This window comes from Priestia filamentosa, from assembly GCF_900177535.1.
GTDB classification, from domain to species: Bacteria; Bacillota; Bacilli; order Bacillales; family Bacillaceae_H; genus Bacillus_I; species Bacillus_I filamentosa.
On sequence record NZ_FXAJ01000001.1, the window covers coordinates 25,891 to 49,176 of the forward strand.

At 37.5% G+C, this 23,286-nt stretch carries 26 protein-coding genes, 1 riboswitch and 1 other annotated feature; of the genes, 12 read left to right on the top strand and 14 right to left on the bottom strand.

Annotated features, from left to right (window positions below):
* Positions 1–3: 3 nt before the first annotated feature.
* The gene (locus B9N79_RS00205; RefSeq protein ID WP_040057075.1) at positions 4–996 is read right to left on the bottom strand and encodes an ABC transporter substrate-binding protein; all 993 of its coding nucleotides are present in this window, start codon (positions 994–996) and stop codon (positions 4–6) included.
* Between the two features lie 113 nt (positions 997–1,109).
* Here B9N79_RS00205 and B9N79_RS00210 point away from each other — a divergent pair, with 113 nt between their 5' ends.
* Together B9N79_RS00210 and B9N79_RS00215 are read left to right on the top strand one after the other, a co-directional pair.
* Positions 1,110–1,910 (top strand): alpha/beta hydrolase family protein, encoded by an 801-nt coding sequence (locus B9N79_RS00210; RefSeq protein ID WP_019391095.1) that lies wholly within the window; start codon positions 1,110–1,112, stop codon positions 1,908–1,910.
* Positions 1,911–1,945: 35 nt separating this feature from the next.
* Positions 1,946–2,188: a DUF2584 domain-containing protein gene (locus B9N79_RS00215; protein ID WP_019391096.1), complete on the top strand. Its 243-nt coding sequence runs from the start codon at positions 1,946–1,948 to the stop codon at positions 2,186–2,188.
* Positions 2,189–2,220: 32 nt separating this feature from the next.
* On the opposite strand, the gene pckA is transcribed toward B9N79_RS00215, so the two are convergent.
* The 4 genes from pckA to B9N79_RS00235 form a co-directional block, all read right to left on the bottom strand.
* On the bottom strand, positions 2,221–3,810 hold the full coding sequence (pckA, locus tag B9N79_RS00220) for a phosphoenolpyruvate carboxykinase (ATP) (protein ID WP_040056976.1): 1,590 nt from the start codon (positions 3,808–3,810) through the stop codon (positions 2,221–2,223).
* A 200-nt stretch (positions 3,811–4,010) separates the two neighbouring features.
* Positions 4,011–4,220, bottom strand: a complete 210-nt coding sequence (locus tag B9N79_RS00225; protein WP_040056975.1) for a hypothetical protein — start codon at positions 4,218–4,220, stop codon at positions 4,011–4,013.
* A 2-nt stretch (positions 4,221–4,222) separates the two neighbouring features.
* Positions 4,223–4,381, bottom strand: a complete 159-nt coding sequence (locus B9N79_RS00230; protein ID WP_019391099.1) for a YvrJ family protein — start codon at positions 4,379–4,381, stop codon at positions 4,223–4,225.
* The gene (locus tag B9N79_RS00235) at positions 4,378–4,920 is read right to left on the bottom strand and encodes a sigma-70 family RNA polymerase sigma factor (protein WP_040056974.1); all 543 of its coding nucleotides are present in this window, start codon (positions 4,918–4,920) and stop codon (positions 4,378–4,380) included. Before B9N79_RS00235 ends, B9N79_RS00230 begins: the two co-directional genes overlap by 4 nt.
* Before the next feature lie 330 nt (positions 4,921–5,250).
* A riboswitch (SAM riboswitch) is annotated at positions 5,251–5,361 on the top strand.
* A 141-nt stretch (positions 5,362–5,502) separates the two neighbouring features.
* Between B9N79_RS00235 and metK the strand changes: the two genes are divergently transcribed.
* Entirely contained in the window at positions 5,503–6,705 is a 1,203-nt protein-coding gene (gene metK, locus B9N79_RS00240) for a methionine adenosyltransferase (protein WP_019391101.1), read from the top strand.
* A 39-nt stretch (positions 6,706–6,744) separates the two neighbouring features.
* Here metK and B9N79_RS00245 read toward each other — a convergent pair whose 3' ends face one another.
* From B9N79_RS00245 to B9N79_RS00265, 5 genes are all read right to left on the bottom strand, one after another.
* Positions 6,745–8,073: an ABC transporter permease gene (locus B9N79_RS00245; protein ID WP_040056973.1), complete on the bottom strand. Its 1,329-nt coding sequence runs from the start codon at positions 8,071–8,073 to the stop codon at positions 6,745–6,747.
* Positions 8,063–8,761: an ABC transporter ATP-binding protein gene (locus B9N79_RS00250; protein WP_019391103.1), complete on the bottom strand. Its 699-nt coding sequence runs from the start codon at positions 8,759–8,761 to the stop codon at positions 8,063–8,065. Before B9N79_RS00250 ends, B9N79_RS00245 begins: the two co-directional genes overlap by 11 nt.
* Before the next feature lie 157 nt (positions 8,762–8,918).
* Entirely contained in the window at positions 8,919–10,064 is a 1,146-nt protein-coding gene (locus tag B9N79_RS00255; RefSeq protein WP_040056972.1) for a glycosyltransferase family 4 protein, read from the bottom strand.
* 28 nt (positions 10,065–10,092) lie between these two features.
* Entirely contained in the window at positions 10,093–10,620 is a 528-nt protein-coding gene (locus B9N79_RS00260; protein ID WP_040056971.1) for a phosphatase PAP2 family protein, read from the bottom strand.
* Positions 10,621–10,758: 138 nt separating this feature from the next.
* Positions 10,759–11,277, bottom strand: coding sequence for a gamma carbonic anhydrase (locus tag B9N79_RS00265; RefSeq protein ID WP_040056970.1), 519 nt, complete (start codon positions 11,275–11,277; stop codon positions 10,759–10,761).
* A gap of 107 nt (positions 11,278–11,384) precedes the next feature.
* On the opposite strand from B9N79_RS00265, the gene B9N79_RS00270 reads away from it, so the two are divergent.
* The gene (locus tag B9N79_RS00270; RefSeq protein ID WP_019391107.1) at positions 11,385–12,161 is read left to right on the top strand and encodes an alpha/beta hydrolase; all 777 of its coding nucleotides are present in this window, start codon (positions 11,385–11,387) and stop codon (positions 12,159–12,161) included.
* 39 nt (positions 12,162–12,200) lie between these two features.
* A complete protein-coding gene (locus B9N79_RS00275; RefSeq protein ID WP_040056969.1) occupies positions 12,201–13,271 on the top strand; it encodes a tetraprenyl-beta-curcumene synthase family protein in 1,071 nt (356 codons plus the stop codon).
* Here B9N79_RS00275 and mnmM read toward each other — a convergent pair.
* Entirely contained in the window at positions 13,268–13,846 is a 579-nt protein-coding gene (mnmM, locus tag B9N79_RS00280) for a tRNA 5-(aminomethyl)-2-thiouridylate-methyltransferase MnmM (RefSeq protein WP_019391109.1), read from the bottom strand. The two genes, B9N79_RS00275 and mnmM, sit on opposite strands and share 4 nt — an antisense overlap.
* Entirely contained in the window at positions 13,846–14,808 is a 963-nt protein-coding gene (gene mnmL / locus B9N79_RS00285) for a tRNA modification radical SAM protein MnmL/YtqA (protein WP_019391110.1), read from the bottom strand. The genes mnmM and mnmL overlap by 1 nt, the downstream gene beginning before the upstream one ends.
* A 166-nt stretch (positions 14,809–14,974) precedes the next feature.
* Between mnmL and B9N79_RS00290 the strand changes: the two genes are divergently transcribed.
* The 5 genes from B9N79_RS00290 to B9N79_RS00310 all read left to right on the top strand — a co-directional run bounded on the left by B9N79_RS00290 (position 14,975) and on the right by B9N79_RS00310 (position 19,538).
* Positions 14,975–15,238, top strand: coding sequence for a YtzC family protein (locus B9N79_RS00290; RefSeq protein WP_040056968.1), 264 nt, complete (start codon positions 14,975–14,977; stop codon positions 15,236–15,238).
* Positions 15,239–15,256: 18 nt separating this feature from the next.
* The gene (locus tag B9N79_RS00295; RefSeq protein WP_019391112.1) at positions 15,257–15,436 is read left to right on the top strand and encodes a hypothetical protein; all 180 of its coding nucleotides are present in this window, start codon (positions 15,257–15,259) and stop codon (positions 15,434–15,436) included.
* A gap of 165 nt (positions 15,437–15,601) precedes the next feature.
* Positions 15,602–15,817 (top strand) — a binding site (T-box leader).
* A 57-nt stretch (positions 15,818–15,874) separates the two neighbouring features.
* Positions 15,875–18,289 (top strand): leucine--tRNA ligase, encoded by a 2,415-nt coding sequence (gene leuS / locus B9N79_RS00300; RefSeq protein ID WP_019391113.1) that lies wholly within the window; start codon positions 15,875–15,877, stop codon positions 18,287–18,289.
* A gap of 75 nt (positions 18,290–18,364) precedes the next feature.
* On the top strand, positions 18,365–18,667 hold the full coding sequence (locus tag B9N79_RS00305) for a rhodanese-like domain-containing protein (protein ID WP_019391114.1): 303 nt from the start codon (positions 18,365–18,367) through the stop codon (positions 18,665–18,667).
* Positions 18,668–18,758: 91 nt separating this feature from the next.
* A complete protein-coding gene (locus B9N79_RS00310; protein ID WP_085117658.1) occupies positions 18,759–19,538 on the top strand; it encodes a carbon-nitrogen family hydrolase in 780 nt (259 codons plus the stop codon).
* Between the two features lie 25 nt (positions 19,539–19,563).
* Here the strand turns inward: B9N79_RS00310 and B9N79_RS00315 are convergent, their stop codons facing one another.
* On the bottom strand, positions 19,564–19,881 hold the full coding sequence (locus B9N79_RS00315; RefSeq protein WP_085117659.1) for an antibiotic biosynthesis monooxygenase family protein: 318 nt from the start codon (positions 19,879–19,881) through the stop codon (positions 19,564–19,566).
* A gap of 159 nt (positions 19,882–20,040) precedes the next feature.
* Between B9N79_RS00315 and B9N79_RS00320 the strand changes: the two genes are divergently transcribed.
* Positions 20,041–20,220 (top strand): sporulation protein Cse60, encoded by a 180-nt coding sequence (locus B9N79_RS00320; RefSeq protein ID WP_019391117.1) that lies wholly within the window; start codon positions 20,041–20,043, stop codon positions 20,218–20,220.
* Positions 20,221–20,244: 24 nt separating this feature from the next.
* On the opposite strand, the gene B9N79_RS00325 is transcribed toward B9N79_RS00320, so the two are convergent.
* Positions 20,245–21,519, bottom strand: coding sequence for a BaiN/RdsA family NAD(P)/FAD-dependent oxidoreductase (locus B9N79_RS00325; RefSeq protein WP_085117661.1), 1,275 nt, complete (start codon positions 21,517–21,519; stop codon positions 20,245–20,247).
* 94 nt (positions 21,520–21,613) lie between these two features.
* On the opposite strand from B9N79_RS00325, the gene B9N79_RS00330 reads away from it, so the two are divergent.
* Positions 21,614–23,251, top strand: coding sequence for a putative polysaccharide biosynthesis protein (locus B9N79_RS00330; RefSeq protein WP_046217920.1), 1,638 nt, complete (start codon positions 21,614–21,616; stop codon positions 23,249–23,251).
* Positions 23,252–23,286: the final 35 nt, after the last annotated feature.

Consider the following 23,286-nt stretch of genomic DNA (forward strand, 5'->3'; position numbering starts at 1 on the left):
CGCCTACTCTTCCATAGCCTTTTTGGCTATCTTCGTGTTTACAAGTTTTGTATAATCTACATTTTTAGGTAGTTCGCCTGCTTCTTTCATAATTTCCTCAAGCTGATTCCACTCTGCTTTGTTTAGCAAAGGATCTTTTGCATAGGAATCTTGTGACTTGTAACGATCAACAACAGTTTCAATTGTTTCTAAGGACGTATCTTCAAACTGAGGAGCAATCTCTTTTGCTACTTCCTCTGCGCTGTGCTCATCAACCCATTTTTGCGCTTTATAAAGAGCGCGTGTGAATTTCTCCATTGTTTCTTCATTTTCAGTAAGGTAGCTTTCTTTCGCCATAAAAGAAGTGTAAGGAACTTTCCCTGATTCGGTTCCAAATGAGGCAACAATATGGCCTTTTCCTTGTTGTTCAAAAATACTTGCCGTTGGTTCAAAAAGCTGTACATAATCACCTGTTCCTGATGCAAAGGCATTCGCAACGTTTGCAAAATCAATATTTTGGATAAGCTCTAAATCTTGTTTAGGATCAATATTATGCTGCTTTAATACATACTCACCAACCATTTGTGGCATGCCACCTTTACGCTGACCGAGAAATGTAGAACCTTTAAGCTGTTCCCATGAGAAGTTCTCTATTTTTTCTCTTGCTACTAAAAAAGTTCCATCGTTTTCTGTTAACTGTGCAAAGTTAACGACAGGATCATCTGCTCCTTGAGATTGCACATAAATGGATGTTTCAGAACCAACGAGAGCAACATCTATGCCGTCTGATAGTAAAGACGTCATTGTTTTGTCTCCGCCCCAAGTTGTTTTTAATTCAACCTCTAATCCTTCTTCTTCAAAATAACCTTTGGAAACAGCCACATACTGTGGAGCGTAAAAGATAGAATGCGTTACTTCCCCGACTCTGACCGTTTTTTTCGTTTCTTGACTACATCCAAACAAACTTAAGCAAACTAAGAGAAGAGCTATAGATAAATAAACTTTACCTTTTTTCATCATGAAAGAGTAAACCTCCTTTAAAAAGACTTATTTTGTCTATATTGATAAAATATGAGGAGGAGACAATTTGTGTGAATGCCTAGAAAAATTATTTTAAAGGATGATGTTTTTTGCTAAATGGAACGGTAGTTAGTAAGCAGCGATTTCCATCACCCAATCCGCATGTGCTCCTTCATATTGTGGAATATATGGTGGATGGATTGCGTGTTAAAGGGCTTTTGGCAGAGCCTGTAGCTAACGGAAGATACGACGGTTTTTTATATTTGAGAGGAGGCATTAAAAGCGTTGGCATGGTTCGAGTTGGTCGAATTGTTCAATTTGCTTCAGAAGGGTTTGTTGTTATGGCCCCTTTTTATAGAGGAAACCAAGGGGGAGAAGGAAATGAAGATTTTGCAGGAGAAGATCGTTATGACGCGCTGAGTGCTTTGAGAGTGCTTGAGCAACATTCAAAAGTAGACGAAGATAATATTCACGTTTTTGGATTTTCAAGAGGAGGAGTAATGGCTCTTCTTGTTGCTGAATTATCCGATACTGTTCGCTCTCTTGTATTATGGGGAGGCGTAACAGACATGGTGCTCACCTACAATGAGCGAAAAGACTTGCGTAGAATGATGAAGCGCGTTATTGGAGGAAGTCCAAATAAGGTGCCAGAGGCTTACAAGTGGCGTACGCCTCTTTATGAAGTGGATCGAATTTCTTGTCCTGTACTGCTTATACATGGAGTACAAGATGAAAATGTCTCAGTGCAACATGCTTACAAATTAGAAGAAGAACTCAAAAAGTTAAATCATACATATGAGGCATGGTACTTTGAGGGGTTTACACATTACTTTCCACCACGTGAAAATCGCCGAATTGTTCATTCACTTACAAGCTGGATGAAGAAGCATTCCAGTCTTTCACAGGTTTGATAATTTGATATAATAAAAAAAAAGAGGTGATTTTTATGGGTATGCCAATGGAGCTAAACACGATGATTGTAACAAAAGGCAACGAAGAAAGAGTAGGGGAGAACGAGTTTGCACTTGAAAAAAGTGGATACCGTCTTTACCCACTTGATATTCCAATTGACATCCGTACGACTAAAGAAGGCGAAAGTCGAGGACGAGCAATCATAAAGAAAATAGAATGGTCCAAAGAAACGACTTTTTTAACATATGAGTTCATTTCCTTGAATTCTACAAACTAAAAGAGCGAGCGCTGTTGCGCTCGCTCTTTCGATTAAACGATTGGTCCACCAAGCTTTTCAATCTTAGAATTGTTTGTTGAGAATTTTTTGAAATTCTCTTTGAATTGATATGCAAGCGTTGTTGCTGCATTTTTATATTCCTCAGGGTTTTTCCACGTCTTGAAAGGCTGCAGAACTTCATCTGGCACTCCAGGAACATGCATTGGCATATGAAGCCCAAAAATACCGTCTTGAACTGTTTCTACATTAGCAAGTTCACCTTCAAGTGCTGCTTGAACCATTGCGCGTGTGTAAGCTAGGTTCATACGTTGGCCAACACCATAAACGCCGCCAGTCCATCCTGTGTTTACAAGATAAACGTCCACACCGTGCTCTACAATTTTCTTTCCAAGCATCTCAGCATATACAGTAGCAGGAAGAGGAAGGAATGGAGAGCCAAAGCACGTAGAGAATGTAGCTTCAGGTGCTGTGACACCTCGTTCTGTTCCTGCTAGTTTACTAGTGTATCCGCTTAAGAAATGATACATAGCTTGTTCTTTTGTTAGTTTGCTAATTGGAGGTAGCGTACCTGTTGCATCTGCTGTAAGAAAGATGATTGTTGAAGGGTGACCTGCAACACTTGGTTTTATAATATTATCAATAGACTCAAGTGGATAAGCTGCTCTTGTATTTTCCGTTAGTGCATTATCATTATAGTCCGGAGCTTTCGTTTTTGGATCTACAAAAACGTTCTCAAGTACTGCTCCAAAACGGATAGCATCAAAAATTTGAGGCTCTTTTTCTTTTGTTAAACCAATACATTTAGCATAGCATCCACCTTCAATATTAAAGACGCCAGAATTTGACCATCCGTGCTCGTCATCTCCAATAAGACGGCGATTTTCATCTGCAGAAAGGGTTGTCTTTCCTGTTCCAGATAAACCGAAGAAAAGGGAAACATCACCTTCACTGCCAACGTTCGCTGAACAATGCATTGATAAAATATCTTGCTCAGGAAGAAGGAAGTTCATAACAGAGAAAATGGATTTTTTCATTTCCCCAGCATATTCTGTTCCTCCAATTAAGATAATGCGCTTTTCAAAAGAAATAATAATGAATGTTTCAGAGTTTGTGCCATCTATAGCCGGATCTGCTTTGAAGTCAGGTGCTGATACAATTGTAAACTCAGGCTTATGAATCTTTAAATCCGCATCTTTGTCAGGGCGGATAAATAGCTGACGCGCAAATAGATTGTGCCATGCATATTCATTAATAACGCGAAGAGGAAGCTGGTATTTCTCGTCTGCCCCTGCAAAACCATCAAATACAAAAAGTTCATCTTTTTTCTTTAAATGATTTACAACTTTCTCATATAAACGAGAAAACGTATCAGGAGCAATTGGTTGGTTTACCTGCCCCCAATTGATTTTTTTTTCGACAGAAGCATCACGAACAACAAATTTGTCAAGAGGAGAACGCCCTGTGTACTTTCCTGTTGCAACACTGACGGCTCCTGTTTCTGTTAATACACCTTCTTTACGATCTAAAATACGTTCAACAAGAGAAGGTGTTGCAAGGTTATGTTGAACAGACGGAAGCGTTAATAGTTCAGTTAATTTTGTTGACATATCGACAGTACTCATAAGCAATATCATCCTTTTTTCATAACGTTTTTATTTTAACTTAAAAAGAGTATAACACATTTATTTAAATAGTCTATACTAATTTATGAAAAAAGTGCATTTCTTTACTGATATTGTATTAGATAAATAATTTTATAATAAGGGTTGAGTGTTATATTGTTTCTGTAATTTAAAAGTGTTATACAATTTAAATTTGAGTTTTATTTTTTTTCGTTAGATGACACAAATTCAAAGAAACTAGGGATATTGTGTAAAAAGGGAGTTTGCATTTTCTCAAGCATTTTGAGTTTTAATTCTTGTTCTAAATCTTCTTGATAAACGGGATGGGCTTCTTTTACAAGGCTTGCAATCTTAGGTTGAAGCAGATTGAGAACAGCCATTTTATATTGTTCTTTAGTTTGTTCATTCAAAATTATCCTTCCTTTCTACCTTGCAGAAGTGCACGAAGTTGGGATACTTCGCGTTCTAAATTTTCCATGCGCTTCTCAAAACGAGATAACAAGTAGAATGTCATAGCTATCGGAAATCCTGCATGCTGGATAAGAGAGACAATGCTTATACTTTCCATCATATTCTAGACCTCCTCAGTTTTCTCAGGGCATTTTTTTTCGTTTTTGAGATGGCTTGGGGAGAGACAGCTAGCTTTTGAGCAATTTCAACGTTTGTTAAACAAACATAAAAATGTAGATAGAGAACGATTTTTTCGCGTTTTGTAAGCATTTTGACACAGTGATAAGTGTATTCGTTTGTAATACATTCCTCTATATGTTCCTCATGCTGATGATAATAATTAAAAAAATTGTTATCCTCAATCATATTTATTCTAGGCTCTCTGTTATTTTCAAACACTGGTTTATCCAATACAAAAGAGTGAGTATATTCATATTTTTGAATCTTCTTTTTAAAAACGATAGCTTCTGAAGAAAGAAATCGAGAAAAGTATGCGACAAGTCGAACTTCCTCATAAAAACATTTAAAAGCTTGATCAAGCTCTTTTTTTGTTTGCTTGCTTGGATTCTGCTGGTAGTTCTCAAACTTTCTTTGGTGAGAAGGTGAAGAGAAAAAATGCTTTAATAAGGAGTTATTAGGCAAAGAATGAAAAGGTTTCATAAAAAATCCTCCTAACCGGAACGTATGTTCTTTTTTAGGGTAAAAAAAATATGCTGGTAGAAAATCTGCCTATAGTAAAGTAAAGAGGAAAGTTCTAGTGAAAAAACAACCATCTTTTTTAAAAGTTTACCTTATTATAGCTATCTGAAACAGAGTCTTTCTTCCTTACTCTCTATGATAGATAGGAGGAGAGGAAAGATATCCTAGACTAGAGAAAAAAGAGTTTTCTCTCTTAAATGAAACGGATAACACATTAAGGAAAAGGAAGTTCCTAAAACGTATTGACACTTTTCCCTTTTGTACGTTAAGATAAGTCATTGAACGGATACTCTCTTATCCCGAGATGGTGGAGGGACATGGCCCTATGAAACCCAGCAACCGTCATCAATTAAAGATGAAAAGGTGCTAACCTGACGCAAGGGAAACCTTGATCGATAAGAGCGAAAGGCAAACTTTGACGTTAAACCTTTCCTCAAGCTAGGAAAGGTTTTTTTATATGTGTGTAAGAGGGAACTTTATTTACAATAATAAGGGAATGAGTACCGTATCATAGATTTGCTACCTTTAGAAGGAGGAACAAAGATGTCAGTTAAACGTCGTTTATTTACTTCTGAGTCTGTGACAGAAGGCCACCCAGATAAAATTTGTGACCAAATTTCGGACTCAATCCTTGATGCTATTTTAGAAAATGACCCTAATGCTCGTGTTGCTTGTGAAACATCTGTAACAACTGGTTTAGTATTAGTAGCAGGGGAAATTACAACTTCTACTTATGTGGATATCCCGAAAATTGTTCGTGAAACAATTAAAGGAATTGGTTACACTCGTGCAAAATATGGTTTTGATGCTGAAACTTGTGCTGTATTAACATCTATTGATGAGCAATCTGCTGATATCGCTCAAGGTGTTGACCAAGCTCTTGAAGCTCGTGAAGGATCAATGTCTGAAGAAGAAATTGAAGCAATTGGAGCAGGAGACCAAGGTCTTATGTTCGGATTTGCTTGTAATGAAACAAAAGAGCTTATGCCTCTTCCAATTTCATTATCACACCGTTTAGCTCGTCGCTTAGCAGAAGTACGTAAAGAAGAAATTCTTCCTTACCTTCGTCCAGATGCTAAAACACAAGTAACAGTTGAATATGATGAAAATGATAAACCTGTTCGTATTGATACAATTGTTATTTCAACGCAGCATCATCCAGAAATTACGCTTGAGCAAATTCAACGTAATGTAAAAGAATATGTTATTAACCCAGTTGTACCAGCAGAGCTTATTGATGAAGAAACAAAATACTTCATCAACCCAACAGGTCGTTTTGTAATTGGTGGCCCTCAAGGTGATGCAGGTTTAACTGGACGTAAAATCATCGTTGATACGTACGGTGGATATGCTCGCCACGGTGGTGGAGCTTTCTCTGGTAAAGATCCAACAAAAGTGGACCGCTCAGCAGCATATGCTGCTCGTTACGTAGCAAAGAACATTGTTGCTGCAGGTTTAGCTGACAAATGTGAAGTACAGCTTGCATACGCAATTGGTGTTGCACAACCTGTATCAATTTCAATTGATACGTTCAAAACAGGCAAAGTATCTGAAGAAGTACTTGTTGACGTTGTTCGCAACAACTTTGATCTTCGCCCAGCTGGAATTATCAACATGTTGAACCTACGTCGTCCAATTTATAAGCAAACTGCTGCTTATGGACACTTTGGTCGTACTGATGTTGAACTACCATGGGAATTAACGGATAAAGCTGAAGCTCTTCGTACTCAAGCCCTTGAAAAATAATCAAAAAAAGCTTGTCACTAATTTAGTGACAAGCTTTTTTTATATCTCTCTTCTTAGAGCAGAAAGGACATTTGTTTTTGTTGCTTTACGAGCGGGTCTTAATCCTGAAAGAACCGCAACGCCAGCGCTAATAACTACGGCAATAATAATGAGTGAAAGCGGAATATAAGAATAAGTAACATGGAATGAATCGTCCGTTCCTTCACTTAATACAGAAGTAAGAATCATTGGTAGAATAGCATTTGCCCCAAAGCTTACAATATAGGACACAATAATCCCAATAATAGACCCTAAAACTCCAATAAAGGCACTTTCCATTAAAAAGATTTTTTGAATAACTTTTGGTTGTGCCCCAATCGCTTTCATAATCCCAATTTCTTGAGTTCGTTCTGTGACAGCCATTGTCATTGTATTAAAAATACCGATAGCTGAAATAATTACAGCGATAGTTCCAACAAATACTAGTCCAATTTTGAAAGCTGTAAAAAACTTATTAATATTATCAAGCTGCTGTGTCACAGAGTTTGCTTGATAACCTTTATCTAACAGCACTTTTGTTAATCGCTCTACATGCTCAAATTTATCTGCAAAAACAGCTAAGTCTGTTGAAAAGCTGTCCTCTTCAACTCCAAGAATGTTTGAGAAATCACTTAGAAATGCATTACTAATAAAGATATTTGAATCAATAACCCAATCGTTTGAGTTTTCTTTTGTAATGCCTACAATTTTAAAAGTATAGGATTTCTCCTTCTTTACTTTCCCAGTCTCTTCGTCTGTATTAGACACCTTTAGAGTAATGCTTTTATTTAAAATATTACCTTGAAAGCCTTTAGGCGGTTTTATATCATGGTTTGCATTTTGTTCAGATTTTTTAAGTTCTTGTTCAAACTTTTCCTGTTCTTTCTTAGACCAAAGCTGACTTGCAAAATTATAGCCAACAACAATTTCATGTGACGAAGTTGGCATCCTTCCTTTTGAAAGATTCATTCCTGCGTTTGTTTCTTGTTTCATATCTGTAAAAATGAGAGAAGAATTCTCGTTAGATCGTTCCCCGAGCATTGTTTGAATAGGTTCGTTAACTGTTTTATGTTCAACAATAGCTTTGACATTTTCGTTGTCTTTTAAGTCTTTTTTTAAGTCACCACTTAAATCTTTAGTATCCTTGTCGCTACCGTAAATAGGAATCTTTGTGACAATCTGCTGTGAGAGTATTTCGTCTGTAACTGTCTTTTGCATTCCAAAACCAATTGAAGCAAGCACAACAAGAAATGCACACGACATAGCTGTTGCCAGAACGGTCATAAAGACGCGGAGACGGTTTTTCTTCATATTCCGTTTAATAAAACTAACTTGATCTTTAAAATTCATTTTTTACACCTTCTTTGCGTAGTACACCATCGTGTAAGTGAAGCTTATGATGTGCGATAGAGGATACTTCTTCATCATGAGTAATCATGACAAATGTAATTCCATATTGTTTATTTAACGTTTGAATGAAAGAAAGAATAACTCTCTCAGTCTCCGAATCTAAGCTTCCTGTTGGTTCATCTGCAAGAATAATAGAAGGGTTCAAAACAAGCGCTCTTGCGATACTAACACGCTGCTGCTGTCCGCCTGAAAGCTCATTAGGATAATGATTACGGTGGTTCTCTAATCCAACTGTTTGTAGAATTTCTAGAACCTTTTGTTTTCGGTGGGACTTGCGCATACCTTTTAAGGTAAGCGGCAGTTCAATATTTTCATATGTAGTAAGGCTAGGGATAAGTTGAAAGTTTTGAAAGATGAACCCAAAATGCTCAAGACGAAACTGAGCCCATTCCTTTTCATTGAAGTTTGTGACCGTTTGATTATTGATTTCGATGGTTCCTTCTGTTGGAGCAATGTAACCAGAAATTAAGTTAAGAAGCGTTGATTTACCGGAGCCACTTTTTCCAACAATACAGGTAATTTCACCTTTAGGAATGTCCATAGAAACATCTTTTAAGACAGGAACGGTCTCTTCTGTGCCTTTTTTGCCAATTTTAAAAGAATGGGAAATGTTTTTTATGCTAATCATGCTTTTTCCTCTCTTTCATTTTATAAAATTAAATTGTTATATCTGTATTAACATAAATAGTACAGTTAATACTGTATGTTGAAGTAGAGAGAAAGTCAATACTTTTTTCAGCAGAAAATGTAAAAAGAGATCCTCGTTGATAGCGAGGATCTCTTTTTTAAGCAAGCTTACTTGTTGTAGAAGCAACTGAAATTGTTTCTTCATACTGAGTAAGAAGGTTGGCGAAAATGTTATCCCATGTTTGAGTAAGGGCGTAATGACGAGCTTCATTTCCCATTTGCAGTCGATCATGATGCCTTGTTAAAAGAAGGATCACAGCTTTAATAAACTCATCAGGGGTAGTAGGATCACATAAAAAACCTGTTTTTCTATCTTTGACAATCGATTTTACTCCTCCTGCATTTGCTGCAACTGTTGGGATTCCTGAAGCAGCAGCTTCAAGAACAACATTTCCAAACGTTTCGGTTGTAGAAGGGAAAAAAAACAAATCAGAGGCTGCGTACAAAGGTGCAATTTCTTTGCTTTTTAGAAATCCTGTGAAAGACATATTTCTAGGTGCCTTTTGTTCAAGCTGTTTTTTCATTGGCCCATCGCCAATAATGAGCCAATGGACATTATCTTGCAGCTTGGAAGGAAGGGCCTGAGCCACATTCATTAGAAGTTCTAAATTTTTTTCAGGAGCAAGACGCCCAACATATGTAATAACGTAGGGTTCTTTAATATGATAAGCATCCCGAACATTTTTTTTATGGTAGTGAGGATGAAAAAGGCGATGATCAACGCCACGGGACCAAATGGAAAGATTAGAAAAACCACGTCGCATAAGCGTTTCTTTTGTATCTTGAGAAGGTACAAAAATCGTTTTCATTGAGCGATGAAACCATTTCATATACTTCCAGACAAGAGGAGAAAGAAACTCTAAATCATAGTAAGAAAGATATTGATCAAAATCAGTATGATAAGAACCAACGAGAGGGACGTTGAATTTTTTAGCATAGTGAATTCCACAAAGTCCTACATTGAAGGGAGTCGCTACATGAATAATATCTGGTTTGAAAGATTGAAGCTGTTGCCGGATTTTGAGCATGTTGGGAAGGGCGAGCCGACATTGTGGATAAAGAAAAAACGGTAAGCTCATAAATCGATGAACATTGAGCGAATATGGCTTTTCTCCCGTACTATCAGGAGCAAAAAGTTGGAATGAAATATGTTCATTACGCAAATGCTCCGTGAGTCTTTTCAATGTTTTCGCGACCCCATTAACATCAGGTGTAAAGGTATCTGTGAAGATGGCAATTTTCATTTCAATCCCTCCAATGAAAAATCATGATCTACAGAAAAAAAGAAAAACATCCATAGCCAAATGAACTGCCAATAAGCATACCAGCTGCAACATCGCTTGGGTAATGAAGACCAAGATAAATTCTCGAGAGTGCGACGCTTAATGAAAGTGGAAGAAGCAAAAGAGAAAGAACAGAAAATGAAATAATAAAAGGTGTTGAGATAGCAAAAATAGCTGTCGTATGACCAGATGGAAAAGAATGATCACGCAAAGGATTCTGTAAAACATAGCTGTTTATAATTTGAAGATAAGGTCGTTTTCTTGGATAAAGTTTTTTTAAGAGAGCAACTGGGATATGACTTAAAGCTAGTGCTAAAGCACTTGCCAAACTTGCTGCCTTCAATGTTTCAAAAGGCAAGAAAAGAAGTAAGAGACAAACGCTGATGGAGACAGCTGCTCCTCCTAGATGTGTAATAAAACGAAAATACCCGTTCAACCATTTACGGTGAAATTGGTTGTTAAGTGAACGGAATAAAAAGCATTCAAATATATAGGCTCTTTTTAGCCATCTTTCCATTTCGTGTTTCATCTCCTTTTTAAAGCCCTTACTTCTATTGTAGAAAGAAATTTTAGAGTTAGTGCTAAGAATTTGTAAAATTATCATGTAGCTTTTCTTTACAAAAAAACACACCGCATGAGCGGTGTGTAAATTCTGTCATTCAAGAGGAGACAGCTTCTTATAATATTGTCCTTTTTCTACATATCCTGTACGGATGCGTTCCATTTCTTTTATGTCTTCTTCTGTTAGCGTTCGAATAACTTTAGCTGGCCGTCCAAAAGCAAGAGAATTTGGAGGTATTTTTTTACCAGGAGGAACAAGACTTCCTGCACCAATAAAAGCTCCTTCGCCGATTTCTGCTCCATCTAAAATTGTGGATCCCATTCCAACTAATGCTTTTTTACGAATGATCGAGCTATGTAAAATAACGGCGTGACCGACTGTTACATCATCTTCAATTACAAGAGGATGATTGGGGCTCTGATGAAGTGTTGATTGATCTTGGATGTTCACTCGACGACCAATAATTGTTGGGGCAACATCCCCCCGGATAACGGTATTAAACCAAATGCTGCTTTCATCTCCAATTTCAACATCTCCTGTAATCGTTACATAGTCAGCAATGAAAACGGTATCTGAAATGCGTGGTTCTTTTCCTTTGTAAGCGTATAACATTTATTATCCCTCCATGTTATCAGTTGCAAAAAAACAAAGAATCTTCTAATGTAAGTGTACAAACTTTTTTTGCATCGGTAAATATAAAAAGAAGGGAAGTACATAATATGTGGACATGGGAAGTAGAGAACGCAAAGGGAGTCATGGTCATCATCCATGGAGCAGGAGAGCATCACGGACGCTATGAATGGCTGAGAGAAAGATGGAATGAAGAAGGTTTTCACGTTATTATGGGAGATCTTCCAGGCCAAGGAGTGACAACGAGAAGAAGAGGACATATTCGCTCTTTTAATGAGTATATTGAAGCAATTGAAGAATGGGTTGAAGAAGCGCAAACATACGACTTACCCATTTTTCTACTAGGACACAGTATGGGAGCATTGACGGCTATACGAGCGCTTCAACTTCGCAGTTTGCCTGTATGGGGAGTTATTTTATCATCACCAGCCTTAGGATTAAAAGAACAACCACCAGCCTTTAAAGATGTCCTTTCAAAAGGTTTAAATAAGCTCATGCCTGGTAAACTTGTTCAGTCTCCACTTGTGATTGAAAATGTCACAAGAAATCAGCGTCTGTGGAGAGAACATAAAGAAGATAAGCTGTATGTAAAAAAAGTGTCTGTACGCTGGTACCGTCAGTTTGTGGAAGCGATGAATTTAGCTTTTAAAGATATGGATAAATTTCCAGATGTACCGTTATTAATTCTTCAAGCTGGGGAAGATAAGATTATTGAGAAATTTATTGTAAGACAATGGTTTGATGATATGAGTTTAAGTGAAAAAATTTATAAGGAATGGACAGGACTTTATCATGAAGTATTCAATGAGCCTGAACAGGACCAAGTGTTTGCTTATGCGAAAAGCTTTGTTCATTTACATGTATAACGGGAAAAATAGAGCCGTAACAATCTCGAGGTGAGCAATGTGGAGATACCAAAACACCCTTTTATGTTAATGAGAAAAGTCTATAAAGAAGTAATGCCGATTGTTCATGAAGAATTGTTGAAGTGGAAGAAAAAAGCCAGAAATATTCCAAATGAAGAACTTCGAACTCAAGCGTTAGCAAGCATAAATGATAAAACCTTTCACTGTGAAGGTGGATCAATTATGGGGTTGCTTGCATGTGGAGAATTTAAAAAAGCAATCCGTTTTATTGTTGCTTACCAAACGATCAGTGACTACCTTGATAACTTGTGTGATCGAAGTACTTCGCTTGATCCACTTGACTTTGCGGCTCTTCATGAATCAATGCCGCATGCTCTTACCCCACATGCGACACTCGGAGAATATTATCGTTATCGAGAGGATCAAAATGATGGGGGGTATTTGCACGCTCTTGTTCAAACATGTCAGGAAGTGCTAGCAAGTATTGAACATTATCCACTCATTAAAAGCCATTTATTAGAGCTTTGCCACTATTATTGTGATTTGCAAATACATAAACATGTGAGAGAAGAGGAGCGCGTTCACCGGTTAGAAACGTGGTTTCACGAGCATCAGGAGAAATTTCCAAATATGACTTGGTATGAATTTTCGGCCTGTGCAGGTTCAACCCTTGGCATTTTTTGTCTTGTTTCTTATAGTTTTCAACGTGATTTCACTAAACAGCAAGCAATGCAAATTATGTCAGGATACTTCCCTTATATTCAAGGACTTCACATTTTATTAGACTATTTTATTGATCAAGAAGAAGATAAAGAAGAGGGAGATTTGAACTTCTGTTTTTATTATCCAGAACAAGAGGAAATGATGAAACGCTTTTACCATTTTGTGAGTGAAGCAGACAAAAAAATTAAAGGTCTTCCACATGAGCATTTTCACCACTTTATTAATAGAGGTCTTCTTGGATTGTATCTTTCAGATCGAAAAGTAAAAAAACAGCGAAATGTTCATAAGCAGGCTAAAAAGATTATTAAGCTTGGAGGAAAGATAAGCCGATTTTTTTATTGGAATGGACGTTTATATCGCATATTACAAAAAAGTACTCCGCATTAAGGAGTACTTTTTTCAATGGCAATGATAAAAGGAGGATTGTTTTTTTGATTTAAAAACTCGTATTTCAATACGCGCGCATTTTTTTGGTCTAGTGTTGCGACATACTGCATAAGGGCATCTCGTTCTACTGCTCCTTCTTCATGACCATGATAGACAACGAGAACAATAATTCCTCCCTTTTTCAACCATTGTAGAAGTCCTTTCACAGCTTCGATAGTTGTGTCAGGGGTCGTGACAATCTTTTTGTCTCCACCGGGTAAATAGCCAAGATTGAATATGGCACTGCTTAGCTTTCCTTTTAATTCAAAAGGGATGTATTGGTGGAAATGATGATGACCATCATGAATAAGCGTGACATTTTCGATTTTTTTTGCCTCATTCAAGCGATTATAAGTTTCATCAATTGCATTTTGTTGGATATCAAAGCTATAAAGGTGTCCTTTCTCGCCAACAAGATTTGCTAGGAAAAGAGTGTCATGACCGTTTCCTGCTGTTGCGTCAACAGCAAAATCTCCGTTCTCTGTTACTTTTTCAAGAAGCGTTTTGGAGAAAGTTAATACGCGTTCAATATTCATTACACTTTTACTTCCTTTCGTTCAAAAAGCCGTCCTTGGTAGCTATTTCGTTTTTTTAATTCATCATCGATTGCATTTAAAACACTCCACTTATCAACGCTCCACATTGGACCAATCATAAGGTTAATTGGACCATCTCCTGTTAAACGGTGAACAACCATTTCAGGAGGAAGCACTTCAAGTTGGTCACAGACAAGGTTGATGTAATCGTCAAAAGCTAAAAATTCAAGCTGTCCTTTTTCATATTGTTTGACCATTGGTGTTTTCTTTAAGAGATGAAGAAGATGGATTTTAATGCCTTGGACATCTAATTTTGCCACCTCGTGAGCTGTTTTCATCATCATGTCATAATCTTCAAGAGGCAGACCATTAATAATATGGGAACAAACGCGAATACCTCGCGCTCGTAGTTTATTAACTCCTTCAACGTAACATTCATAGTCATGAGCTCTATTAATTAATAGAGCTGTACGTTCATGAACAGTTTGAAGACCAAGTTCAACCCACAGGTATGTTCTTTCATTTAGTTCTGCTAAATAATCAACAACATCATCTGGAAGACAATCAGGACGTGTTCCAATGGAAAGTCCTACAACACCTTCAAGGTTTAGAACTGTTTCATATTTTTCTTTTAGTTCTGCAAGTGGCGCATGGGTATTTGTGAAGGCTTGGAAGTAAGCCATATACTTTCCGTTTTTCCACTTGTTGTGCATTTTGCTTTTAATATCATTAAATTGGGTGATTAAATCTTCAGCTCGATTTCCAGCAAAATCACCTGAGCCAGCTGCACTACAAAATGTACAGCCTCCATGAGCAACAGTTCCGTCTCTATTCGGACAGTCAAAACCCCCGTCAAGAGCTACTTTAAACACCTTGTGCCCAAAAGTGTTTCGTAAATGGTAATTCCATGTATGGTAGCGTTTATGATCGCTTGCAAACAGAAATGGATTAGTTTCTTTCATTCGGAGAATTTCTCCTTCCTTTTTTCATCATAAATCATAGACCATTTTAACAGAATGACTCCTTTTCTCCAATAAGAGGTGTTAAAGGAGAAGCTACATAAAAGAGAGGAAAGTCGTAAAAAATAACGTTGATATGCTATAAGTTAATGAAAATGGAGGGATTAATATGGCAACACGTCAATCTGTTGACAATCTTCTTCAACAGTGTGAAGACTCACTTCGCTATGCAAAAGGTCAGCTTAGTGAAGGAATGAAACAAGAACATTACAATGCAACAGAGTATACGAAAGCACAGGAAATGCTTGAGCAGTCTTACATGAACCTAGAAGAAATGGCACACAGTGCAAACGATCAGCAGCGTGAGCAGCTTTACCGTATGCGTCTACAAATTCAGCAGCTTCAAAATGAAATGATCTTAACAGATTATTAAAAATAAGGAGAGTTTCTAATGAAAAAACGTTCAAAGAAAAATAATCCTGAACAAAAAACACGTAATGGCTTCAACAGCAACGATATGGAAGTTGGAAAAGATTTCGATCCTGTTAAAGAATCAAAAAAACGTTACGAAGAGAGCGGCGGTCAGCCGGTTAAATCAAAACCTTCTAAGGAAAATGAAGGGAAATTGTAATACCAACAAAGAGAGCGGAAAAAATCCGCTCTTTTTTCTTTTTTTAGCGATATAGGCGGAATTTTTCGTTTATAATAACTTTTAGCAGGCGATAATAGGAAAAAGCGCTTTTTCATTGCTTGCAGTTTTATTCTAGATTATTTACAATACATAGTAACGAACACTATATTTGCTTTGATAAGGAGTAGTAGGAAACATGAGTCTTTAAGAGAGCTGACGGTTGGTGGGAGTCAGTAGAGGCATGTTTGTGAACTCGCCTTTGAGCTATAAATGTGAACGAAAGCAGTAGCATTTGTCGTTAGTCCACGTTACGGACGTAAAGCTGAGCGTTTTAAGCGCTAATTTGGGTGGTACCGCGGGAAAGCATCTCTCGTCCCTTTGTGGGAGGGGAGTTTTTTTATTTTTACTGGAATATATTGGCTTTAAGGAGGAAACACAATGGCTTATAATCATCAAGAAATTGAAAAGAAGTGGCAAAATTATTGGTTAGACAATAAAACATTTAAAACAGGGGAAGACAAAGGCAAGCCAAAGTTTTATGCGCTTGATATGTTCCCATATCCATCAGGAGCAGGTCTTCATGTTGGACACCCTGAAGGATATACGGCAACAGATATCCTTTCTCGTTTAAAACGCATGCAAGGTTATAACGTTCTTCATCCAATGGGATGGGATGCTTTCGGGTTGCCTGCAGAGCAATATGCGCTTGATACAGGAAATGATCCAGCAATCTTTACAAAGCAAAACATTGACAACTTCCGTCGTCAAATTCAATCATTAGGGTTCTCTTACGATTGGGATCGTGAAGTTAACACAACAGATCCTCATTATTATAAGTGGACACAGTGGATTTTCTTAAAGCTTTATGAAAAAGGGCTTGCTTATGTTGATGAAATCCCTGTAAACTGGTGCCCTGCACTTGGTACAGTACTTGCAAATGAAGAAGTAATCGATGGAAAAAGTGAGCGCGGTGGACACCCTGTTGAGCGTCGTCCAATGAAACAGTGGATTTTGAAAATCACAGAATATGCTGATCGTTTGTTAGACGACCTTGAAGAGCTTGACTGGCCTGAGAGTATTAAAGATATGCAGCGCAATTGGATCGGACGTTCTGAAGGAGCTCATGTTCAATTTGACATTGAAGGAACAGATGAAAGCTTCACAGCATTTACAACGCGTCCTGATACACTTTTCGGTGCGACATATGCAGTGCTAGCACCAGAGCACACTCTTGTTGAGAAAATTACAACAGCAGAACAAAAAGAAGAAGTTACATCTTATATTGACAAAGTGAAAACAAAAAGTGATCTTGAACGCACAGATTTGGCTAAAGAAAAAACGGGTGCTTTCACAGGAGCTTATGCAATCAATCCTGTAAGCGGCGAGAAAATGCCAATTTGGATTGCAGACTATGTTCTAGCAACATATGGAACAGGGGCAATTATGGCCGTTCCTGCTCACGATGAGCGTGACTATGAGTTTGCGCAAGCATTTGATCTACCAATTAAAGAAGTTGTTTCAGGTGGAGACGTTACGAAAGAAGCGTACACAGGAAACGGAGCACATGTGAACTCTGACTTCCTTAACGGTTTAGATAAAGAAGAAGCAATTGAGAAAATGATCTCATGGCTAGAAGAGAACAAAAAAGGTGAAAAGAAAGTAACATATCGTCTTCGTGATTGGTTATTCAGCCGTCAACGTTATTGGGGAGAGCCAATTCCAATCATTCATTGGGAAGATGGGACAACTACAGCTGTTGACGAAAGTGAGCTACCGCTTATGCTTCCAAAAACAGATGAAATTAAACCATCTGGTACAGGTGAATCACCACTTGCAAACGTTGAAGAGTGGGTAAACGTTGTAGATGAAAAAACGGGCAAAAAAGGCCGCCGTGAAACAAATACAATGCCACAATGGGCAGGAAGCTGCTGGTACTTCCTACGTTATATTGACCCGCATAACAGTGAGAAATTAGCGGACGAAGAAAAATTAAAACAATGGCTTCCAGTTGATATTTATATTGGAGGAGCAGAGCATGCTGTACTTCACCTTCTCTATGCTCGTTTCTGGCACAAATTCCTTTATGATATCGGCGTAGTTCCAACAAAAGAGCCATTCCAAAAGTTATTTAACCAAGGAATGATTCTTGGTGAAAATAATGAGAAGATGAGTAAATCAAAAGGGAATGTCGTTAACCCAGATGAGATTGTTGGATCACATGGTGCTGACACTCTACGCTTGTATGAAATGTTCATGGGTCCATTAGAAGCCTCTGTTGCATGGTCTACAAACGGATTAGATGGAGCTCGTCGCTTTATCGATCGTATTTGGCGCCTTATGGTAACAGATGAAGGTACAGTTGTGGAGAAGATTAAAGACCAAGACAACGAAGCCCTTGAACGCATTTACCATGAAACAGTGAAAAAAGTAACAGAAGACCTAGAAGGACTTCGTTTCAATACGGCAATTTCTCAGCTTATGGTATTCATTAACGAGTGCTATAAAACAGACGTTTTACCAAAAGAGTATATGCAAGGATTCCTAAAACTAATTGCTCCAATTACTCCGCATATTGCAGAAGAATTATGGAGTAAGCTTGGCGGAAGTGGAACAATTTCATATGAAGCATGGCCTGCTTATGATGAGAGCAAACTTGTTGATGATGAAATTGAAATCGTTGTTCAAATTAACGGCAAAGTTCGTGCTAAACTAAAAGTACCTGCTGAAACAACACGTGAAGGTCTTCAAGATCTTGCAATGGAAGACAGCAAAGTACAAGAGCAAATTGAAGGAAAAACAGTTCGTAAAGTGATTGCAGTACCTGGAAAGCTTGTAAATATCGTAGCTAACTAAGAAATGGAGAGGGTTCTTTTTGTAGAGAGCCCATTCTAACAAAACAAAGCTAGGAAAGGTTGAGGGTGTACTACTATGGTAAAAGAAATTACGACAGAAGAGCTTCAGAAAAAGTTAGAGAACGGTGAATCTCTTCACCTTATTGATGTACGTGAAAATGAGGAAGTTGCAGAAGGAATAATTCCTGGAGCAGTTCATATTCCAATGGGCGAGATTCCTCAAAAAATGGATCAACTTGATACAGACAAAGAGTATATCTTTATTTGTCGTTCAGGTCGTCGCAGTGAAAATGTATGCTTCTTTTTAGAAGACCATGGCTATCAAGCCCGTAATATGGTTGGAGGCATGTTAGAGTGGAATGGTGAAGTGAAACGATAAAATACCGTTTTCATTTGTTAAAGTGCGCTTTTAGTAGAAAGCGCACTTTTTTTAAAAATAAAAAATTCAAAATGTTCAGGAGGTTATTCCTTTGAAAGTAGCTCTTATTCAAGCAAATGTAAAGATTGGAGATCCAGATCAAAACTTTACAAACATAGAGAAACTTATGACGAAAGCGATTGAGAGGCAGCCTGATATGATTGTGCTTCCAGAAATGTGGAACAGTGGATATGCATTAGAGAAAGCTGACGAAGTATCAGATCTAAACGGAGAGCGAACAAAAGAATTTCTTTCTTCTTTTGCTAAAAAAAATAGTGTGATGATCATCGGAGGAAGTACACTTACAAGCACTCCGCAAAAAGATTTTAAAAACACAATGTTTGTGTTTGGTCAAGACGGCAGGGAGTTGTTAAGTTATGAGAAAATACACCTTTTCCGCTTAATGGATGAACACAAATATTTGCAAGCAGGAGAAAAAGTAGGTTTATTAGATTACGAGGATATGAAAATAGGATTTATGATTTGCTATGATCTTAGATTTCCACAGCTTTCTCGCAAACTTGTAAATGAAGGAGCAAGCCTGCTTGTAAATGTCGCTCAATGGCCTACTGCACGCCTTGATCATTGGAGACACCTTTTAATCGCAAGAGCAATTGAAAATCAATGCTTCATTGTTGCTGTTAATAGATGTGGAAAAAGTGGGGATACGGAGTTCCCTGGAAACTCAATGGTGATCGATCCATTAGGAAGAGTGCTTTTAGAAGGAAATGATGAGGAAGAAATATATCATATTGAGATATCACTAGATGAAGTAGAAGAAGTTAGAAATCATATTCCCGTCATAACAGATCAACGTTTAGATTTGTATTAAAAAAGGGAGGCTAGCCCCTCCTTTTTTAATCTATTTCTAAAGTTTCAAATGAACGAAGCGTCTTTTTAATTTTTACAGCAGGTTCTTCCACTTTTTTCTTCTTGTTCATTTCCTTATGTTCCTCAACATGCTCTTCACGAGAAATCCAAGCTTTAAAGTCCTCTTGCTTTTCCCATTTCGAAACAAAAACATATTCAACTGTTTCTCGATGCTCTTTACGCCAGCATTCAAATGAAACGACACCATCAGCTTCTAGAATTTCCTGTTTATTTTTCTTTGCTTTATGTGCTAAGCGATCTTCATGTTCTTTATCTATTTCAAAACTTGCATTCATAACAAACATTATTAAATCCTCCTCTAAGATATTATCTTATTCAATAAGATAATATAATGATAATCTTTCTCAACTAATAAGTCAAATCTTTAAGGTTGTTTTCTTTCTAACATAATTTGCTCTTTTTTCTCGTAATTATAAAAAAGAAATAATAGAGGAGGAAGAGAAATGAAAGTAAAACTGTTTGATAAAGAACATGAAGGGGATTTAGAAGAGGCGATAAATCGTTTTTTAAAAACACTATCAGATGAACAAATTATTGATATCAAATACAATGTAGCAACAGCGATGACAGAAAAAGATCAAGTCTACTGTTTTTCTGCTCTTGTTATGTACAAAAAAGGCTGACGCATTACGTGTCAGCCTGTTAACTTATGATGTTTGTGTCGAATGAACTGCTGCACTATGTCCTGCAAGGCGACCTGTTACAAAAGCAGCTGTAATGTTGTATCCGCCAGTATAGCCATGGATATCTAAAATTTCTCCACAGAAGTGAAGACCATCCATTAACTTTGAGGACATTTCTTTCGGATGAATTTCTTTTGTAGAGACGCCACCACCTGTTACAAAAGCTTTTTCAATTGAAAGTGTACCATTAACAGTAAACGAGAACTGTTTAAAACCTTCAACAAGTGAACGCACTTTTTCATGAGGAATTTGTCCACAAGCTTCTTGTTCAGAAATTCCTACTCTTTCTAAAAGGAAAAGAAGGAAGCGCTCTGGGACAAGTCCTTTTAATACATTTTTAATTGTTTTTTTCGGCTCTTCTTTCATTATTTTTACGATGGATTGGAAGAGTTCTTCTTTATTTTTTTCTGAAAAGCTATCAATTGTTAGTGTGATTGGTTCGTTTTTTCGTTTCTTTTGCTCTTTTACAACATATTGGCTACAGCGCAGAACTGCGGGCCCTGAAACTCCGAAATGAGTAAAAAGCATGTCCATTTTATGAGTGATGACTGCTTTTCCTTTTTTATTCAATACGCTAAGAGCTACATCACGAAGGGCAAGTCCTTGAAGTGTCTTTTGTTTAATGAATGGTTCATTTGATGTAAGTGGAACTTCTGTCGGGTACAAGTCTGTAATCGTATGCCCAGCCTCTTTTGCCCATGCATATCCATCACCAGTTGAGCCTGTATGTGGAACAGATTTACCTCCAACGGCAATAACAACACTTTTACTTAACATTTCTTCTCCATTTTCAAATAGAATTCCTTTTACAGCTCCATTTTCATACAGGACTTTCTTGACAGGTGTATTCGTTTTTGTTGTTACACCAAGTCTTCTTAAATGATTTAGCAGCGCTTCAACAACTGATTGAGCTTTGTTAGAAACGGGAAACATGCGCCCGTGGTCTTCTTCCTTCAGCTTCACTCCAAGTCCTTCAAAAAAATCAATAATGTTTTCGTTGTTGAATACCGAAAAGGCGCTGTATAAAAAGCGGCCATTTCCTGGAATGTGCTTAATAATTTCATCAACAGGAAGTCGGTTTGTGACATTACAGCGTCCGCCACCTGATATGGCTAATTTTCGACCTAGCTTATTTCCTTTATCAACGAGCAACACTTTTGCTCCTTCTTCTGCTGCAGAGATAGCAGCCATCAAGCCTGATGGCCCACCACCAATGACAATGACATCATAATTTAACAATTATTTCACCAGCCTACTTAATATAATCACTTGCGTAAATGCAAAGATATCTCTATTATCAATAGTTGAGTCAGCTTTTTTTGGAGGCACCAATATGTCTAATTCAAAACTATTGCAAGGAACACTTATTTTAACACTCGGTACATACATTGCGCGAGTACTCGGGATGATTTACGTTTTTCCATTTGAAAGTCTTGTTGGAAATAAAGGGGGAGCCCTTTTTCAATATGGCTATGGACAGTATACAATTTATTTGAGTATCGCAACAGCGGGAGTTCCGCTAGCGGTTTCTAAGTTCGTTTCTAAATATAACGCACTTGGGGATTATCATACAAGTATGCGAATGTTCAAAAGTGGAATGAAGTTCACCATGATTATGGGAGTTACCGTTTTTGCAGCGCTATTTTTCCTCTCACCAGTTATTGCAGAATTAATGCTAGGAGGAAATGGCCTTGATAACTCACTTGATGATGTTGTCATGGTTATTCGGATGGTTAGCGTGGCCATCATTGTAGTTCCAACAATGAGTCTTATCCGCGGATTTTTCCAAGGAAATGGTTCAATGGGACCGACAGCTGTTTCACAAGTTATCGAGCAGATTGCACGCGTTGTTTTCCTATTAGCGTCAAGCTACATTATTATTAAGATGTTAAATGGACGCATTGCAACGGCTGTTGGATTTGCTACGTTTGCAGCCTTTATTGGTGCACTTGGTGGATTAGCTGTTCTTTATTGGTATTGGAAAAAACGTAAGAAACACTTTGATAAATTGCTCGAACAAAGCGTTGAGCCTGCTAACATTTCAACGCGAGATATGTTTAAAGAGCTATTTTCTTATGCAGGTCCATTTGTGTTTGTAGGACTAGCTATTCCTTTGTTCCAATACGTTGATCAATTTATGTTTAATAGAGCAATGGTTGCCGCAGGACATAAAGACACGGCTGAAACGCTTTTTGGTATCACATTTGGATGGGTGCCAAAGCTTGTCATGATTCCTGTGTCTCTTGCAACAGCGTTCGGATTAACGCTTGTTCCAACAATTACGGATTCATATGTTAATGGAAAACGCAGAACATTAAAAAACCAAATTGATCAAACATATCAAACTATTATGTTTTTAGTATTACCAGCAGTTATCGGGATGTGCGTTCTGGCGTATCCTATTTATGCTCTTATGTATAGCACAAGTGACTTAGGAGGTCAGATGTTAGCAACGTATGCACCGCTTGCTCTGTTCTTCTCATTCTTTACAGTCAATGCAGCTATCTTACAAGGTATTAACAAGCAACGGTATGCTGTTATTAGTTTAGTGCTTGGTTTGCTAGTAAAAATTGTATTTAACTTTCCACTTACGTATTACATGCAAGCAACAGGTTCTATTCTTGCAACAGCACTTGGCTATTTTGTAGCTATTGCTTACACATTCTATATGATTCAAAAACATGCAGCATATAAATTTACGCTCTTTGTAAAGCGATCTATTTTAATTATTCTGTTTGTGGCTATTATGGCTCTTGCTGTATGGCTTGTGCAGCTTGGATTATCCTCTTTCGTATCTTACAAAGATGGACGAATTGCCGCTGGACTGATTTCATTTGCTGGGGTTGGCATTGGTGGAGCCCTATATTTAGGACTTGCTTACAAATCTCGTTTACTAAACATTGTGTTTGGAGATGGATTTGTGAATAAAATTACCCGTCGTTTTAAACGTAATAAAGTAAGAGAACAATAGAAAATAAAATGGCGCTAATCTTAGCGCCATTTTAT